We start from the raw sequence: 17,366 nt of genomic DNA, 5'->3' as shown, positions 1-17,366 counted from the left end.
AGCGTGGAGGCGATGGGAAAATCGCCGCATGCCACCTTCCGCCACGCCGCACAGCCCCTGGCGCCTGTCCATCGCGCCCATGATGGACTGGACCGACCGCCACTGCCGCTACTTTCATCGCCAGCTGACGCAGCGCACGCGGCTCTACACCGAGATGGTCACCACCGGCGCGCTGCTGCACGGTGACGTGCCGCGACATCTCGACTTCAACGCCGAGGAGCATCCGGTCGCGCTGCAGCTGGGCGGCAGCGAACCCCATGACTTGGCGCATGCGGCGAAGCTGGCCGAGCGCTGGGGATACGACGAGGTCAACCTGAACTGCGGGTGTCCCAGCGAAAGGGTGCAGCGCGGCGCCTTCGGCGCTTGCCTGATGGCCGAGCCGGACACGGTGGCCGACGGGGTCAAGGCGATGCGCGACGCCGTGAGCATCGCAGTCACGGTGAAGCACCGCATCGGCATCGACCGCACGGAGAGCTATGAGTTCGTGCGTGACTTCGTCGGCCAGGTGTCCGAGGCCGGCTGCGAGGTCTTCATGGTCCATGCGCGCAACGCCTGGCTCAAGGGGCTCAGCCCGAAGGAGAACCGCGAGGTGCCGCCGCTGCGCTACGAGACCGTGTACCGCCTCAAGCGCGACTTTCCCGACCTCACGATCTGCCTCAACGGCGGGGTGACCGACGAAGCGCAGATCGCCGGTCACCTGGCGCACATCGACGGCGTGATGGTGGGCCGCGAGGCCTACCACAACCCCTGGCTGATGTCGCAATGGGACGAGCGCTTCTTCGGCGCGCCGGCACGCCGACGCGAGCGGGCGGAAGTGGAGCAGCGGATGGTCGACTACATGGAGCGCTGCGTCTCGGCCGGAGACCCGTGGGGAAGGGTGGCGCGCCACATGCTGGGGTTGTGGAACGGCTTGCCCGGCGCCCGGCGCTGGCGGCAGGTGTGGTCGGATCACCGGCTGAAGCACATGCCGCCGCGAGAGGTCGCAGTGCAGGCGTCGCAGGCGCGTGAACCCCTGCGAACGCCCGCCGCGGAACTCGCACGCTGAGCCGCGCCTCGGAGATTACCCTCAGGCGCAAACGGCAGCCGCTTGCAAAGGCAACAGCAAAACTTGCCGGTGAGAGCTGCGCGTGCGCGAATCCTTCACAGGGATAACACTGCATTTCGTGGGGTAACAGGCATCACTTCGTGTACTTCTGCACATCCCGTGCGGGTGGCATGGGCCGTGCTCCTGCGCTGCGCGTGCAGTGGATGGGCGCCAACGCATAACCACACTCCGATGCGCCGGCGCGCTTGCCTTCTGGGGGATATCGGGACCGCCGATCTGATGTGTTTGCTCGTCCAGTCCGCTGCTGTCCCGGACCGGGCGTCCACCAACGGGACATTCGATGATTGCCTACGATGAAGCTTCGCTCCTGGCCCCCGCCGAGGAGCTTTCGGCGTTGCTGAATGCGCTGACCGCGCTGCGCAAGGGAGATGCGACCGTCCGCCTGCCGGCCCACTGGACCGGCCTGCCGGGCAAGGTGGCCGACGCCTTCAACGAGGTGGTGGAACTCAACGCTGCCATGGCGGACGAGCTGTCGCGCCTTCGTCAAGTGGTCGGCAAGGAAGGCAAGCTCAAGCAGCGCGCCTCGCTGCCAGAAGCGCGCGGCTTCTGGGGCGAGCAGGTCCAGTGCGTCAATGCCCTGATCGATGACCTGGTCCACCCGACCTCCGAAGTGGCGCGCGTGATCGGCGCGGTGGCGCAGGGCGACCTCTCGAAGTCGATGGCGCTGGAGGTCGAAGGCCGCGAGCTGGAGGGCGAGTTCCTGCGCACCGCCAAGACCATCAACAAGATGGTCGAGCAGCTCGGCAACTTCTCCGCCGAAGTGACGCGCGTGGCGCGCGAGGTGGGAACGGAAGGCAAGCTGGGCGGCCAGGCGAAGGTGAAGGGCGTGGCCGGCACCTGGAAGGACCTGACCGACTCGGTCAACTCGATGGCCGGCAACCTGACCGACCAGGTCCGCAACATTGCCGACGTGACCACCGCGGTGGCCAAGGGCGACCTGTCGAAGAAGATCACGGTCGACGTGAAGGGCGAGTTCCTCACGCTGAAGAACACGATCAACACGATGGTGGACCAGCTGCGATCGTTCGCGTCGGAAGTGACGCGGGTGGCGCGCGAGGTGGGAACCGAAGGCTCGCTGGGCGGCCAGGCGCGTGTGGAAGGCGTGTCGGGCACGTGGAAGGACCTGACGGACTCGGTCAACTCGATGGCCGGCAACCTCACATCGCAGGTGCGCAACATCGCCGACGTGACCAAGGCGGTGGCCGCCGGCGACCTGTCCAAGAAGATCACGGTGGACGTGAAGGGCGAGATCCTCGAGCTGAAGAACACCATCAACACCATGGTCGACCAGCTGCGATCGTTCGCCGCCGAGGTGACGCGGGTGGCGCGCGAGGTGGGCACTGAAGGCAAGCTGGGCGGCCAGGCCGACGTGCAGGGCGTGGCCGGCACCTGGAAGGACCTGACCGAGTCGGTCAACTTCATGGCCGGCAACCTCACGTCCCAGGTGCGCAACATCGCCGAGGTGACCACCGCGGTGGCGGCGGGCGACCTCTCCAAGAAGATCACGGTGGACGTGAAGGGCGAGATCTCCGAGCTGAAGAACACCATCAACACCATGGTGGACCAGCTGCGATCGTTCGCCGCCGAGGTGACGCGGGTGGCGCGCGAGGTGGGCACCGAAGGCAAGCTGGGCGGCCAGGCCGACGTGCAGGGCGTGGCCGGCACCTGGAAGGACCTCACCGACTCGGTCAACTCCATGGCATCGAACCTCACGTCGCAGGTGCGCAACATCGCCGACGTGACCAAGGCCGTGCAGGCGGGCGACCTGTCCAAGAAGATCACCGTGGAGGTGAAGGGCGAGATCCTGGAGCTGAAGGCCACCATCAACACCATGGTGGACCAGCTGTCGTCGTTCGCCGCCGAAGTGACACGCGTGGCGCGCGAGGTCGGCACCGAAGGCCGGCTCGGCGGCCAGGCGGAGGTGGGCGGCGTGTCGGGCACCTGGAAGGACCTGACGGACTCGGTCAACTCGATGGCCGGCAACCTCACATCGCAGGTGCGCAACATCGCCGACGTGACCAAGGCGGTGGCCGCCGGTGACCTGTCCAAGAAGATCACCGTGGACGTGAAGGGCGAGATCCTCGAGCTGAAGAACACGGTCAACACCATGGTGGACCAGCTGCGATCGTTCGCCGCCGAGGTGACGCGCGTGGCGCGCGAGGTGGGCACCGAAGGCAAGCTGGGCGGCCAAGCCGACGTGCAGGGCGTGGCCGGCACCTGGAAGGACCTGACCGAGTCGGTGAACTTCATGGCCGGCAACCTCACGTCCCAGGTGCGCAACATCGCCGAGGTGACCACCGCGGTGGCGGCGGGCGACCTCTCCAAGAAGATCACGGTGGACGTGAAGGGCGAGATCTCCGAGCTGAAGAACACCATCAACACCATGGTGGACCAGCTGTCGTCGTTCGCCGCCGAGGTGACGCGCGTGGCGCGCGAGGTGGGCACCGAGGGCAAGCTGGGCGGCCAGGCCGACGTGCAGGGCGTGGCGGGCACCTGGAAGGACCTGACCGAGTCGGTCAACCTGATGGCGTCCAACCTCACGTCGCAGGTGCGCAACATCGCCGACGTCACCAAGGCCGTGCAGGCGGGCGACCTGTCCAAGAAGATCACGGTGGACGTGAAGGGCGAGATCCTCGAGCTGAAGAACACCATCAACACCATGGTGGACCAGCTGCGATCGTTCGCCGCCGAGGTGACGCGGGTGGCGCGCGAGGTGGGCACCGAAGGCAAGCTGGGCGGCCAGGCCGACGTGCAGGGCGTGGCCGGCACCTGGAAGGACCTGACCGAGTCGGTCAACTTCATGGCCGGCAACCTCACGTCCCAGGTGCGCAACATCGCCGAGGTGACCACCGCGGTGGCCAAGGGCGACCTGTCCAAGAAGATCACGGTGGACGTGAAGGGCGAGATCTCCGAGCTGAAGAACACCATCAACACCATGGTGGACCAGCTGCGATCGTTCGCCGCCGAGGTGACGCGGGTGGCGCGCGAGGTGGGCACCGAAGGCAAGCTGGGCGGCCAGGCCGACGTGCAGGGCGTGGCCGGCACCTGGAAGGACCTCACCGACTCGGTGAACTTCATGGCGTCCAACCTCACGTCCCAGGTGCGCAACATCGCCGACGTGACCAAGGCCGTGGCCGCGGGCGACCTGTCCAAGAAGATCACCGTCGACGTGAAGGGCGAGATCCTGGAGCTGAAGGCCACCATCAACACCATGGTGGACCAGCTGTCGTCGTTCGCCGCCGAAGTGACACGCGTGGCGCGCGAGGTCGGCACCGAAGGTCGACTCGGCGGCCAGGCGCAGGTGCGCGGTGTGTCCGGCACCTGGCGCGACCTGACCGAGTCGGTGAACTTCATGGCGGGCAACCTGACCTCGCAGGTCCGCGGCATCGCCAAGGTGGTGACGGCGGTGGCCGACGGCGACCTGAAGCAGAAGTTGACGGTGGAAGCCAAGGGCGAGATCGCCGCGCTGGCCGACACCATCAACAGCATGACCGACACGCTGGCCATCTTCGCCGACCAGGTGACGACGGTGGCACGCGAGGTCGGCGTCGAAGGCAAGCTCGGGGGCCAGGCCAAGGTGCCAGGCGCCGCGGGCACGTGGAAGGGCCTGACGGAGAACGTGAACCAGCTCGCCGCCAACCTGACGACCCAGGTGCGCGCGATCGCCGAGGTGGCGACCGCCGTGACGCAGGGCGACCTGACACGCTCGATCACGGTGGAGGCGCAGGGCGAGGTGGCCGCGCTGAAGGACACCATCAACGAGATGATCCGCAACCTGAAGGACACCACCCAGAAGAACACCGAACAGGACTGGCTGAAGACCAACCTCGCCAAGTTCTCGCGCATGCTGCAGGGCCAGAAGGACCTGGTCACGGTCGGCCAGCTGATCCTGTCGGAGCTCGCGCCGGTGGTCGGCGCGCAGCAGGCGGAGTTCTACGTGCTGACGAGCGCCGAGGCCCAGCCGCGGCTCAAGCTGTTCGCCAGCTATGCCTCGGGCGGCCAGCACTCGCACGGCAAGGAGCTCGAGCTGGGCCAGGGCCTGGTCGGCCAGTGCGCCATCGAGAAGCGCAAGATCCTGCTCACCAATGTGCCGAGCAGCGCCTTCCGCATCGCGACCGGCCTGTCGGAGAACGCCGCGCTCGACGTGCTCGTGCTGCCGGTGGTGTTCGAAGGCGAGGTGCGTGGCGTGCTGGAGCTGGCGTCGCTGGAACGCTTCAACCCGGCGCACCAGGCCTTCCTCGACCAGCTCACCGAATCGATCGGCATCGTGATCAACACGATCGCGGCCAACATGCGCACCGAGGACCTGCTGATGCAGTCGCAGTCGCTGGCGCAGGAGCTGCAGAGCCGCCAGCAGGAACTTCAGCAGACCAACGAGGAACTGCAGGAGAAGGCCCGCCTGCTCGCCCACCAGAACCAGGAGGTGGAGCGCAAGAACCGCGAAGTGGAGCAGGCCCGCCAGGCGCTGGAGGAGAAGGCCGAGCAACTGGCGCTCACCTCCAAGTACAAGTCGGAGTTCCTGGCCAACATGTCGCACGAGCTGCGCACGCCGCTGAACAGCCTGCTGATCCTGTCGGACCAGCTGTGCAAGAACGCCGAGGGCAACCTGCTGCCCAAGCAGGTGGAGTTCGCCAAGACCATCCATCTGTCGGGCAACGACCTGCTGATGCTGATCAACGACATCCTCGACCTGTCGAAGATCGAGTCGGGCACCGTGGCGGTCGATGTGTCCGAGCTGCGGCTGGACGACCTGCAGCGCTCGGTCGACCGCAGCTTCCGCCACGTCGCCGAGAACAAGCACGTCGACTTCGTGCTCAACGCCATCCAGCCGCTGCCCAAGACGGTGATCACCGACGTCAAGCGGCTGCAGCAGATCATCAAGAACCTGCTGTCCAACGCGTTCAAGTTCACCCACCAGGGGCAGGTCACGCTGACGATCTCGCAGGCCGAAAGCGGCTGGTCGCGCGACAACGAGGAGCTCAACCGCGCCGGCCAGGTGCTCGCCTTCTCGGTGTCCGACACCGGCATCGGCATCTCGCCGGACAAGCAGCAGATCATCTTCGAGGCCTTCCAGCAAGCCGACGGCTCCACCTCGCGCAAGTACGGCGGCACCGGCCTCGGCTTGGCGATCAGCCGCGAGCTCTCGCGCCTGCTGGGCGGCGAGATCAGGCTGGTGAGCGCGCCCTCGGAGGGCAGCACCTTCACGCTGTACCTGCCGCAGAGCTACAGCCCGGCGCGCAGCGCGCGCCACGGCCGCTCGTCGCACGAGATCGAAGCCAAGGCGATGGCCGAGCGGCAGCGCGACGTGGAGCGCGAGGAGGCGCGCAAGGCGCCGCAATGGCAGCCGAGCGACATCGCGCCGCTCGACTCGGGCCTGCACGAGCTCGAGGCGACGCCGTTCAGCGACAACGCGGCCGAGGACGACCGCATCGACATCCTCGCCGGCGACAAGGTGCTGCTGATCGTCGAGAACGACCTCGGCTTCGCCAAGGTGCTGCTCGAGGCGGCCCGCAAGAACGGCTTCAAGGGTCTGGTGAGCACCACCGGCGCCGGCGCGCTGGCGATGACGCGCGAATATCAGCCCTCCGTCATCACGCTCGACATCTTCCTGCCCGACATGGAAGGCTGGCGCATCCTCGAGCGGCTGAAGGGCGATCTCGCCACGCGGCACATCCCGATCTGCGTGGTGTCCACCGACGACTCGCGGCAGCGCGCGCTCAACTCCGGCGCCATCGGGTTCCTGACCAAGCCGCTGCAGTCGCTGGACATCGTCGACGAGGCGCTCGGCCACCTCTATCAGTTCGCCGATCGCAGCGCGAAGCGGCTGCTGGTGCTGATGGAAGACTCGCCGCTGCGCGAGGAGTACCTCAGCTGCCTCGACACCGACACGCAGATCGAGCTGGCCACGACGGCGCTGCAAGCCCGCAGCCTGCTGTCGGACGGCGGCATCGACTGCCTGGTCACCGACGGGGCCGTGCCCGGCTTCGGCCCCGAGGATGTCATCGAGACGCAGGAGGGCCGGCCGCTGTTCCGGCAGCTCCCGATCGTGCTGTACTGCGAGCCCGGCACGCCCGTCGGCGCTCAGTGGCGGCGTGCGCACAGCGCCTTCGCGCTTCGCGAGGCCTATTCGCTCGAAAGGCTGCTCGATGCGACGGCGTTCTTCCTGCACCGCGGCACGGCGGCGATGTCCGAGCAGGAACGGCAGTCGGTGCAGGCGCTGTACGACGCGCAGCGTGTGCTGGAGGGCAAGAAGGCGCTGATCGTCGACGACGACATGCGCAACATCTTCGCGCTGGCCACGGTGCTCGACGACCAGGGCATGGTGATCGTCTCGGCAGACAATGGCCGGGATGCGATCCGCCTGGTGGAGGCCGATCCCAGCATCGACATCGTGTTGATGGACATCATGATGCCGGAGATGGACGGCATCGCGACCATGAAGGAAATCCGCAAGCTGCCGCGCGGCAAGAACCTGCCCATCGTCGCCGTCACGGCCAAGGCGATGAAGGGCGACCGCGAGAAGTGCATCGAGGCCGGCGCCTGGGACTACCTCTCCAAGCCGGTGGACACCGCCCACCTGCTGGTCGTGCTGCGGAGCTGGCTGTGCAAATGAATCCGCGGCAGGATGCACCGGCGACGGGCGCTGCGGCCGATGACGACATCGACCGCAGTGACGACAAGTCGAACATCCTGATCGTCGACGACCTGCCCGAGAAGCTGCTGGTCTTCGGCACCGTGCTCGAGGACCTGGGGCAGAACCTGGTGTTCGTCAATTCGGGCAGCGAGGCGCTGCGCGAGGTGCTGCACCGGGAGTTCGCTGTCATCCTGCTCGACGTCAACATGCCGGACATCGACGGCTTCGAGACCGCGTCGCTGATTCGCAAGTACAAGCGCTCGGCCCACACGCCGATCATCTTCATCACCGCCTATGCCGACGAGATGCAGACCGCCAAGGGCTATTCGCTCGGCGCGGTCGACTACATCCTCTCGCCGGTCGTGCCGGAGATGCTGCGCAGCAAGGTCAAGGTATTCGTCGAGCTGCACCAGATGCAGCGGCGCGTGCGCCGCCAGGCCGACGAGCGCGTCGCCCTGGTCGCCGCCGAAGCAGCGCGCCGCGTCGCGGAGGAGAACGACCGCCGCTCCAACTTCCTCTCGCACGCGAGCCGCGTGCTCAGCGGCTCGCTGGACGTGAGCGTCGGCGCCCGCCTGCTGCTGGAGCTCGCGGTGCCGGAGGTGGCGACGCTGGCCGTGCTGCAGCTGCTCGACGACGACCGGCCGATGAGCGAGGTGATGGTGGCCGCCTCGCGCGAGGGCGAGGCGACGACGCTGGTCCGCGTGGACGGCCGCGGGCTGCCGTCGGCCGTCCAGGAAGCCTTGCAGCAGGCCGTCCAGGTCAAGCAGCGCATCACCTTGCATCCGAATGCGCTGCGCCGCATGGGGTCCGAGGCCTTCGGCCTGAGCGGACCGCTCGCGCTGCGCGCGGCCGTCACGGTGCCTCTGATGATCGGCGAGCGTGTGCTCGGCGTGCTGATGGTCGGTGCAGAGCAGGCGGCGCCGGGCCATGCGGTGCGCGACTGGGCCGCGCTCGAGGAGCTGGCCAGCCGCGCGGCCATCGCCTTCGAGAATGCCCATCTCTACCGCAGCCTGCAGTCCGAGATCGTCGAGCGACGCGCTGCCGAGGCCGAGCTGCAGGAGGCCAACCAGCGCAAGGACGAGTTCCTCGCCATGCTCTCGCACGAGCTGCGCAACCCGCTGGCACCCATCCGCAATGCGCTGGAGGTGATTCGCCGCATCGCACCGCCCGATCCGAAGTTCAACTGGGCGGGCGACGTCATGGACCGCCAGGTGCGACACCTGACCCGGCTGGTGGAGGAGCTGCTGGACGTGGCGCGCATCAGTCAGGGCAAGATCCAGCTGAACAAGGAACCGGTGGACCTGGCCGCGGTGATCTCGCAGAGCGTCGAGACAGCGCAGCCGTTCATCGAGGCGCGCGGCCACATGCTGACGCTGGAGCTGCCCGACACGCCCGTGTGGCTGCAGGGCGACTTCGCGCGATTGGCCCAGGTCGTGTCCAACCTGCTGCACAACGCGGCCAAGTACAGCGAGGACGGCGGCCGCATCCACCTCGCCCTGCGCGTGGACGGCGGCCAGGCGCAGATCACGGTACGGGACAACGGCATCGGCATCGACGCAGCGCTGCTGCCGCGCATCTTCGACCTGTTCGCGCAAGGCGCTCGCTCGCTGGACCGCATGCAAGGCGGCCTCGGCGTCGGCCTCACGCTCGCGCGCCGGCTGGTCGAGCTGCACGGCGGCTCCGTCGAGGCGAAAAGCGAGGGCGTGAAGAAGGGAGCCGAGTTCATCGTGACGATTCCCTGCGTGAGCGTCGTGCCGCGCGCCGACGATGCGTCGTCGGAGCGCCCGCATCCGGTGGCCCGCGTGAACGGCCGCCGCATCCTGATCGTCGACGACAACCAGGATGCGGCCGAGAGCATCGCCCAGTATTTGCAGCTCGAAGGGCACGAGGTGAAGGCGGTCGGCGACGGCCAGCAGGCGCTCGCCTGCGTGCCCGTGTTCGCGCCGCAGATCGTCGTGCTCGACATCGGCCTGCCGGTGATGAACGGCTACGAAGTGGCGCGCCGCATGCGCAAGATGCCGGCCACGCGCGACGCCCTGATCGTCGCGCTGACCGGCTACGGGCAGAAGGAGGACCAGCTGCGTGCCATCGATGCCGGCTTCGACCGGCACTTCGTCAAGCCGACGGACCCGCGCGTGCTGGTGCAGCTCATCGCCGAGTGGCCCGGCGCAGCCACGGCGTCGCAGGAGATCCAGACGGCCCCGTAGGCCAAGTGGCCAGCACCACGCCCGCGAGCGCCAGCCCATAGGCCGCTGCCTGCACGCCGCTGAAGCGCTCGCCGAGCACCGCCACGCCGACGGCCGCGGCGCTGACCGGCAGGAATACCGTGAACACGCCTGCCGACGAGGCGGGCACGTGCCGCAGGCCGGTCATCCACAGCCAGACGGTGAAGACGCTGGCGGTCAGCGAATAGAACAGCAGCAGGCCCCATGACGCGACCGGCACGCCGCCGAAGTCGTAGCGCAGCGCCTGCCACATGCCGAGCGGCGTCACCAGCACCAGTCCCCACAGGTTCACCAGCGCGCTGATGCGCTTGGCCGAGACGTTGCCGGTGAGCCGCTTGCCGATCACGACATAGCTGGCCTCGCACACCACCGCGCCGAGCAGCAGCAGGTTGCCGAGCAGCGAGCCGCCGCCATCGCCGGCATCGTGGCGCACCACCGAGACCAGGGCGATGCCGCCGACGGCGCAGGCGATGCCCAGGGCGACTCGGGCCGGGATGCGCTCGTCGAGGAAGACGCGCGAGAGCAGGGCCACCACCGCTGGGATCGCCGCCATGATCACGCCGGCCGCCAACGCCGAGGTCATCGCCACGCCGAACAGCATGCAGATGGAGAACAGGAAATTGCCCAGGAAGGACTCGAGGAACAGCAGGCGGCGGTCGTGCCGGCTCAGCGGTGCTTCCGCATCCGCTCGCTTGACCCAGCGCGCCATCGCCAACGCGGCAATGCCGAAGCGCAGCCAGGCGAGCAGGAAGATGGGAAAGACGACGACCAGCAGCTTGGACAGGCCGACATAGCTGCCGACCAGCGCCATGGCGGAACCGAGACACAGGTAGGACAGCCAGGGGCGGTGGGGCGCGGTCATGCCTGCGCCGGATCGATCCGCACCCAGGTGGTCTTGAGCTCCGTGTACTTGTCGAACGCGTGCAGCGACTTGTCGCGCCCGTTGCCGCTCTGCTTGTAGCCGCCGAAAGGCACGGTGATGTCGTCCTCGTCGTACTGGTTGACGTGCACGGTGCCGGCGCGCAGCGCACGCGCGACGCGGTGGGCGCGGTTGATGTTGTCGCTCCACACGCTCGCCTGCAGCCCATAGGGACTGTCGTTGGCCATGCGAACGGCCTCGTCCTCGGTGCGGAAGCGGATCACCGACAGCACCGGCCCGAAGATTTCCTCGCGGGCGATCTTCATGTCGTTGCCGACGCGGTCGAACACGGTCGGCTCGACGTAGTAGCCACCGCTGTCGGTCCGCGCCCGCTTGCCGCCGGCGACGACGGCCGCCCCCTCGCCGTGGCCCGATTCGATATAGCCCAGCACGCTGCGCAGCTGCACGTCGTCGACGATGGCGCCCATCTCGGCGCTGCCCGACAAAGGGTCGCCCGGCTGGTACTTCGGCGCCTCCCCGGCGACGATGCCCACGAACTCGTCGGCCAGGCGCTCGTGCACGAAGACCCGCGATGGCGCGTTGCAACTCTCGCCCTGGTTGAAGAACATGCTGGCCGCCACCGTCGTCGCGGCACGCTGCACGTCGGCGAAATCCTCGAACACGACGAACGCCGACTTGCCGCCCAGCTCGTTGTACACGCGCTTCAGGTTGCTGCGGCCGGCGTACTCGAGCATGCGGCGGCCGACGCGCGTCGAGCCGGTGAAGCCGATCGCATCCACGTCCATGTGCAGCGCGAGCGCCTCGCCGGCTTCGTGGCCGTAGCCCGGCACGACGTTGAACACGCCTTCGGGCAGTCCGGCTTCGAGCGCGAGCTCGGCCAGGCGCAGCGCGCTGAGCGGCGATTTCTCGCTCGGCTTGAGCACCACGCTGTTGCCCGCGGCCAGCGCCGGCCCCAACTTCCAGCTGGCCATCAGCATCGGGTAGTTCCACGGCACGACGGCGCCGATGACGCCCATCGGCTCGCGCGTGATCAGCGCCAGGCTGTTGCGCGGCGTGGGCGCCACCTCGTCGTAGACCTTGTCGACCGCCTCGGCGTACCAGGCGATGGTGCGCGCCGCGGACTGCACGTCGACGCCCAGGCTGTGCTGCACCGGCTTGCCCATGTCGAGCGTCTCGAGCAGCGCCAGCTCCTCCTTCGCCGCCAGGATGCGTTCCGCGAAGCGCTGCAGGATGCGCTTGCGCTGCGCCGGCGGCTTGTGGGCCCAGCGGCCGTCGTCGAACGCCATCCGCGCCGCGCCCACCGCCGCGTCGATGTCGGCCTGGCGTCCGCGCGCCACCTGCGTCAGCACGCGACCGTCGATCGGAGAGACGCAATCGAAGGTCTCGCCGCCGTGCGCCGGCACACGCTGTCCGCCGATGAAGGCGCGTCCGTCGAAGCTGAGGGAGGAGGCGCGTTGGCGCCAATCGATCGCCGGCTTGTTCATGGCTGTCTCCGATTCACATCCAGCCGCGCTGCTTGACATCGGCCAGCGTCAGGTCGAGGCAGCGGCGGATCAGTGCGACCATCTCGTCGATCTGCCCCAAGGTCATGACCAGTGGCGGCGCGACGATCATGCGGTCGCCCACGGCACGCATGATGAGCCCGTTGCCGAAGCAGTGGCCGCGGCACACCATGCCGACCTCCAGGCTCGCATCGAAGCTCTCGCTGCTCGCCTTGTTGCGCACCAGTTGCAGGGCGCCCATCATCCCGCAGGTCTGCGCTTCGCCGACGAGCGGATGCTCGGCCAGGGCCTCGAACTGGCGCGCGAGGTAAGGGCCGAGCTCGTTGCGCACGCGCTCGACCAGCCCTTCTCGCCGGATCACGCCGATGTTGGCGATGGCGACCGCGCAGGCCACCGGGTGGCCGCTGTAGGTGTAGCCGTGGTGGAACTCGCCGCCCTGTTCGATCAGCGCCTTGGCCACGCGCTCGCCCACCATCACGCCGCCCAGCGGGATGTAGCCCGAGGTCACGCCCTTGGCGAAGGTCATCAGGTCGGGCCGGAAGTCGAAGGTCTCGCAGCCGAACCAGTGGCCGGTGCGCCCGAAGCCGCAGATGACTTCGTCGGAGATGACCAGCACGCCGTACTTGTCGCAGATGCGCTGGATCTCGGGCCAGTAGGTCGAGGGCGGCACGATGACGCCGCCGGCGCCTTGCACCGGCTCCCCGATGAAGGCCGCCACCTTGTCGGGACCGACCTCGAGGATCCTGGCTTCGAGCCAGCCGGCAGCCTTGATGCCGAAGTCGTCGCGGCTCATCGCCTGGCCCAGCTCGAACCAGCAGGGCTGCTCGATGTGCACGATGCCGGGAATCGGCAGCCCGCCCTGCGCATGCATGCCCCACATGCCGCCGAGCGAGGCGCCGGCCATGGTGGAGCCGTGGTAGCCGTTGTGCCGGCTGATGATCACGTCGCGCTCGGGGTGTCCCTGGATGTCCCAGTAGCGGCGGACCATGCGCACGACCGTGTCGTTGCCCTCCGAGCCCGAGCCGGAGAAGAACACGTGGCGGAACTGCGGCGGCGTCACCTCGGCCAGCAACTCGGCCAGCGCGATCGCCGGCGGCGTGGCGGTCTGGAAGAACGAGTTGTAGAAGGGCAGCTGCTTGAGCTGCGCCGTCGCCGCCTCGATCAGCTCGCGCCGTCCGTAGCCGACGTTGACGCACCACAGTCCCGACATCGCATCGAGGATCTTCTGGCCGTCGCTGTCCCACAGGTAGATGTTGTCGGCCCGGGTGACGATGCGCGAACCCTTGGCCGCGAGCGACTTGAAGTCGGTGAACGGATGCAGGTAGTGGGCCGCATCGGCGGCCTGCCACTCGGCGGTGCTTTTTTCTTTCATGTGTTCTCTAGACGTGCAGCAGCAGGTGTTCGCGCTCCCACGGCGAGATCACTTTCATGAACTCGGCGTGCTCGATCTCCTTGACCTCGGAGTAGACGGTGATGAACTCCTTGCCCAGCACGTCGTGCAGCTCCTTCTCGTCGGCCAGCCAGCTCAGCGCCTCCGACAGCGAGCGCGGCAGCTGGTACTCCGACTGGTACGCGTCGCCCATGCATTCGGGCGACGGCTCGATGCGGTTCTTCATGCCGAGGTAGCCGCAGGCGAGGGTTGCGGCGAGCGCGACGTACGGGTTGGCATCGGCACCGATCACGCGGTTCTCGATGCGCCGCGACGCCGGCGAAGCGACCGGCGAGCGGATGCCCACGGTGCGGTTGTCGGTTCCCCACTGGATGTTGATGGGTGCCGCCGTCGAGCGCGCCAGCCTGCGATAGGAATTGACGTACGGCGCGACCAGCGCCATCGCGGCCGGCGTGTATTTCTGCAGCCCGCCGATGTACCAGTAGAACTCCTTGGACGGGCTGCCGTCGTCGTTGCTGAACAGGTTCTTGCCGGTGCTCTGCTTGACGATGCTCTGGTGCACGTGCATCGCGCTTCCGGGCTCGTGCGCCATCGGCTTGGCCATGAAGGTGGCGTACATCTCGTGGCGCAGCGCGGCCTCGCGGATGGTGCGCTTGAAGAAGAACACCTCGTCGGCCAGCCCGAGCGGATGCGCATGGAAGAAGTTGATCTCCATCTGTCCCGCGCCCACCTCGTGGATCAGCGTGTCGACGTTGAGCTCCATCTGCTCGCAGTAGGCGTAGATGTCCTCGAACAGCGGATCGAACTCGTTGACCGCATCGATCGAGTACGCCTGGCGCGATGTCTCGGCGCGGCCGCTGCGGCCCTTGGGTGGACGCAGCGGCGTGTTGGGATCGGAGTTGCGCTCGATCAGGTAGAACTCGAGCTCCGGCGCGACCACCGGGTCCCAGCCTTCGGCGGCATACAGCGCGCAGATGCGCTTGAGCACCGAACGCGGCGCATACGGGATGATGTTGCCCTCGCGATCGAAGCAGTCGTGGATCACTTGCGCGGTCGGATCCACCGCCCACGGCACGATGCGCACGGTGCTCGGGTCCGGCCGCAGGTGCATGTCGCGGTCGGTGACGTGAATCACGTCGTTGTAGGGTCCCTCCTCGGGGAATTCGCCGGTCACGCCGATCGCCACGATGGCCTCGGGCAGGCGCATGCCGCGGTCCTCGGTGAACTTCTCTCTCGGGAGGATCTTGCCGCGCGCCACGCCGGTGAGGTCGGGCACCAGGCACTCGATCTCCGTCACGCGGCGCTCGTTGAGCCACTGTTCCAGTTCGCTGAATGTGAAGTTGTCTCTCACCACCATAAGTCACCTGTTGAGTCTGTCGCGCCGGCGGGCAGGCAGGTCGCGTTGCGGGTTGGCCGAAGGGTCGTCGCAAAGGACACCTATCGGTCCGGCACGCTTTCGGGGTGGGTCGCTCGGTGACGATCGCGGTAGGACTGGCAGGCGGCGCCGAAAGCCTGGAACAGGCGCAGCGAGACGGGGTTGCTGGCCGCCTGCCACTCGGGGTGCCACTGCACGCAGAGATTGAATCCGGGTGCCTTGGGGACGGAGAACGCCTCGACGAGGCCATCGGGCGCGCACGCTTCCACCCGAAGCCCGTCGGCGAGGCGGTTCACGCCCTGGCCGTGCACCGAGTTCACCTCGAAGCGCTGTTGGCCGATGAGGCGCTCCAGCAGGCTGCCGGGCATCACGTCGACCGCATGGGCCACGCCATAGGTGACGTCCGGCGCGGCGTTCGACGCGCCGCGGTGATCGTGCTGTCCCGGCACCTCGTGCACGGCCTGATGCAGGCTGCCGCCCAGCGCCACGTTGGTCTCCTGGAAGCCGCGGCAGATCGCGAACAGCGGAATGCCCCGGGCAAGCACCCGTGGAATCAGCGGCAAGGTCCAGCGGTCGCGCTCGGGGTCCAGCGGAAGCGCCTCGTCCAGCACAGGCTCGCCGAAATGCATCGGGTGCACGTTGGAGGGCGATCCGGTCAGCAGGACGCCGTCGGCCACGTCGAGCAGGTCGTCGACCTCGTCGGACGCGATGGCCGGCACGACGAGCGGCAGGCAGCCTGCGAGTCGGACGGCTTCAGCGTACTTCCTGCCCGCGACATGGAAGGGGTGTTGGCCCAGCACACGGTTGCAGGCGGGAATGAGCACGACGGGTTTGCGCTTCATGGTGCCGTGCAGGAGAGATCAGCAACGAGTGTGCCCGTCGGCCTTGCGAAGTCAATCGAGTCGACTGTCACAGCATGTCCTTCAGCCGGTAGTACGCCATGCCGGCCACCAGTGCCGGCATGCGCAGCAGACGCCCGCCCGGGAAGGGCCGGTGACGAATGCGCGCGAAGGCGTCGAAGCGGCTCGCGTTGCCTTCGATGGCCTCCGCGACGAGCTTGCCCGCCAGGCCGGTGAGGGCAAGCCCGTGTCCGGAAAAGCCTTGCAGGTAGTAGACGTTCTCGAAACCGCGCGCTGCGCCGTCGACCAGGTCGGCAAGGCGTCCGAAGTCGGGCGCACGGTTCATCGAGATGTCGACGAAGCCGCCCCAGGCGTATTCCACCTTGGTGTCGCGAAGCTGCGGGAAGGTGCGCGCCATGCGGCGCTGCATGCTCGCTTCCAGACCCGGCGGCGTGGTGGTGCTGTAGCTCACACGCCCGCCATACAGCAGGCGGTGATCCGTCGTCGGCCGGAAATAGTCGAGCGCGAAATTCGTGTCGGACACCGCGGCGCGCGACGGCAGCAGGGACGACGCGAGCGCCGGATCCATCACCTGCGAGGCCGCGATGTAGGTGCCGACCGGCATGATCCGGGGCTCCAGCACGGGCGCCAGGCCGTGCAGGTACACGTTGCCGGCGAGCAGCACGTGCTGGGCTCGCACTTCGCCCGAATCCGTCTTCAGCACGATCGTGGGCCCGGGCACGAGGCGGGTGGCCGGCGAGTTCTCGAAGATGCGAACGCCCAGGGCTGATGCTGCCTCGGCCAGGCCCAGGCAGTACTTCAGCGGATTCAGGTGGCCGGAACGCACGTCGTACAGCCCGGCGTGGTAGCGCGGGCTGGCAATCCACTGCGGCAGGTCCGCGCGCGCTATCCACGTCGTCTCGTGGCCGTAGTGATCGGCCATGTCGGCCTGCCAGCGCTGCAGCTCGCGCGCTTTCTTCGCGCCCACCGCGACCGACAGGAAGCCGGACTGCCATTCGCACTCGATCCCGAAGCGCCGCCGCCGCGCGTGCACCAGCTCCACGGCTTCGAGCGTCATCGCCCAGATGCGTCGGGCTTCGGAGACGCCGACGAGCGCCTCGACCGTCGTCTGGTCGCAGGCCAGGCCCGCGATCACTTGCCCGCCGTTGCGACCCGAGGCCCCCCAGCCCACCTGCCTGGCTTCGAGCAGCGCCACCTGGTAGCCGCGATCGGCCAGCTCGACCGCTCCGGAAAGTCCCGCGAGCCCGCCTCCTACCACCGCGACGTCGCAGTCGATGCGCTCGTTCAGGCTCGCAAAGGTCTGCCGCCGCGGCGTTGTCGTGGCGTAGTACGAATTCCGGCTGAGATCGCGGTCGGCGCTCAGGAAGCTCATACGGTATGCGCTAGGCAGGCCCT

Annotated in this window: 9 protein-coding genes; 3 read left to right on the top strand and 6 right to left on the bottom strand. The window is 67.9% G+C overall.

Annotation, left to right across the window (positions count from 1 at the left end; genetic code table 11):
• The first annotated feature begins 28 nt into the window (after nt 1-28).
• From dusA to P7V53_RS15850, 3 genes are all read left to right on the top strand, one after another.
• Nucleotides 29-1,045, top strand: coding sequence for a tRNA dihydrouridine(20/20a) synthase DusA (dusA, locus tag P7V53_RS15860; RefSeq protein ID WP_280150338.1), 1,017 nt, complete (start codon nt 29-31; stop codon nt 1,043-1,045).
• A gap of 340 nt (nt 1,046-1,385) precedes the next feature.
• The gene (locus tag P7V53_RS15855) at nt 1,386-7,718 is read left to right on the top strand and encodes a HAMP domain-containing protein (protein ID WP_348273435.1); all 6,333 of its coding nucleotides are present in this window, start codon (nt 1,386-1,388) and stop codon (nt 7,716-7,718) included.
• The gene (locus P7V53_RS15850; RefSeq protein WP_280150337.1) at nt 7,715-9,946 is read left to right on the top strand and encodes a response regulator; all 2,232 of its coding nucleotides are present in this window, start codon (nt 7,715-7,717) and stop codon (nt 9,944-9,946) included. Before P7V53_RS15855 ends, P7V53_RS15850 begins: the two co-directional genes overlap by 4 nt.
• Here P7V53_RS15850 and P7V53_RS15845 read toward each other — a convergent pair.
• The 6 genes from P7V53_RS15845 to P7V53_RS15820 form a co-directional block, all read right to left on the bottom strand.
• A complete protein-coding gene (locus P7V53_RS15845) occupies nt 9,888-10,826 on the bottom strand; it encodes a DMT family transporter (protein ID WP_280150335.1) in 939 nt (312 codons plus the stop codon). The two genes, P7V53_RS15850 and P7V53_RS15845, sit on opposite strands and share 59 nt — an antisense overlap.
• Nucleotides 10,823-12,328, bottom strand: coding sequence for an aldehyde dehydrogenase (locus P7V53_RS15840; RefSeq protein ID WP_280150334.1), 1,506 nt, complete (start codon nt 12,326-12,328; stop codon nt 10,823-10,825). Before P7V53_RS15840 ends, P7V53_RS15845 begins: the two co-directional genes overlap by 4 nt.
• A 13-nt stretch (nt 12,329-12,341) precedes the next feature.
• Nucleotides 12,342-13,718: an aspartate aminotransferase family protein gene (locus P7V53_RS15835; RefSeq protein WP_280150332.1), complete on the bottom strand. Its 1,377-nt coding sequence runs from the start codon at nt 13,716-13,718 to the stop codon at nt 12,342-12,344.
• A 7-nt stretch (nt 13,719-13,725) separates the two neighbouring features.
• On the bottom strand, nt 13,726-15,093 hold the full coding sequence (locus tag P7V53_RS15830; protein WP_280150331.1) for a glutamine synthetase family protein: 1,368 nt from the start codon (nt 15,091-15,093) through the stop codon (nt 13,726-13,728).
• Between the two features lie 80 nt (nt 15,094-15,173).
• On the bottom strand, nt 15,174-15,953 hold the full coding sequence (locus P7V53_RS15825; RefSeq protein WP_280150330.1) for a gamma-glutamyl-gamma-aminobutyrate hydrolase family protein: 780 nt from the start codon (nt 15,951-15,953) through the stop codon (nt 15,174-15,176).
• Nucleotides 15,954-16,020: 67 nt separating this feature from the next.
• Nucleotides 16,021-17,343 (bottom strand): FAD-binding oxidoreductase, encoded by a 1,323-nt coding sequence (locus P7V53_RS15820; protein ID WP_280150329.1) that lies wholly within the window; start codon nt 17,341-17,343, stop codon nt 16,021-16,023.
• Nucleotides 17,344-17,366: the final 23 nt, after the last annotated feature.

This window comes from Piscinibacter sp. XHJ-5 (genome assembly GCF_029855045.1).
GTDB lineage: Bacteria > Pseudomonadota > Gammaproteobacteria > Burkholderiales > Burkholderiaceae_C > Albitalea.
The sequence above is the reverse complement of the archived record's forward strand: the minus strand, read 5'-3'. Positions and strand labels throughout refer to the sequence as shown.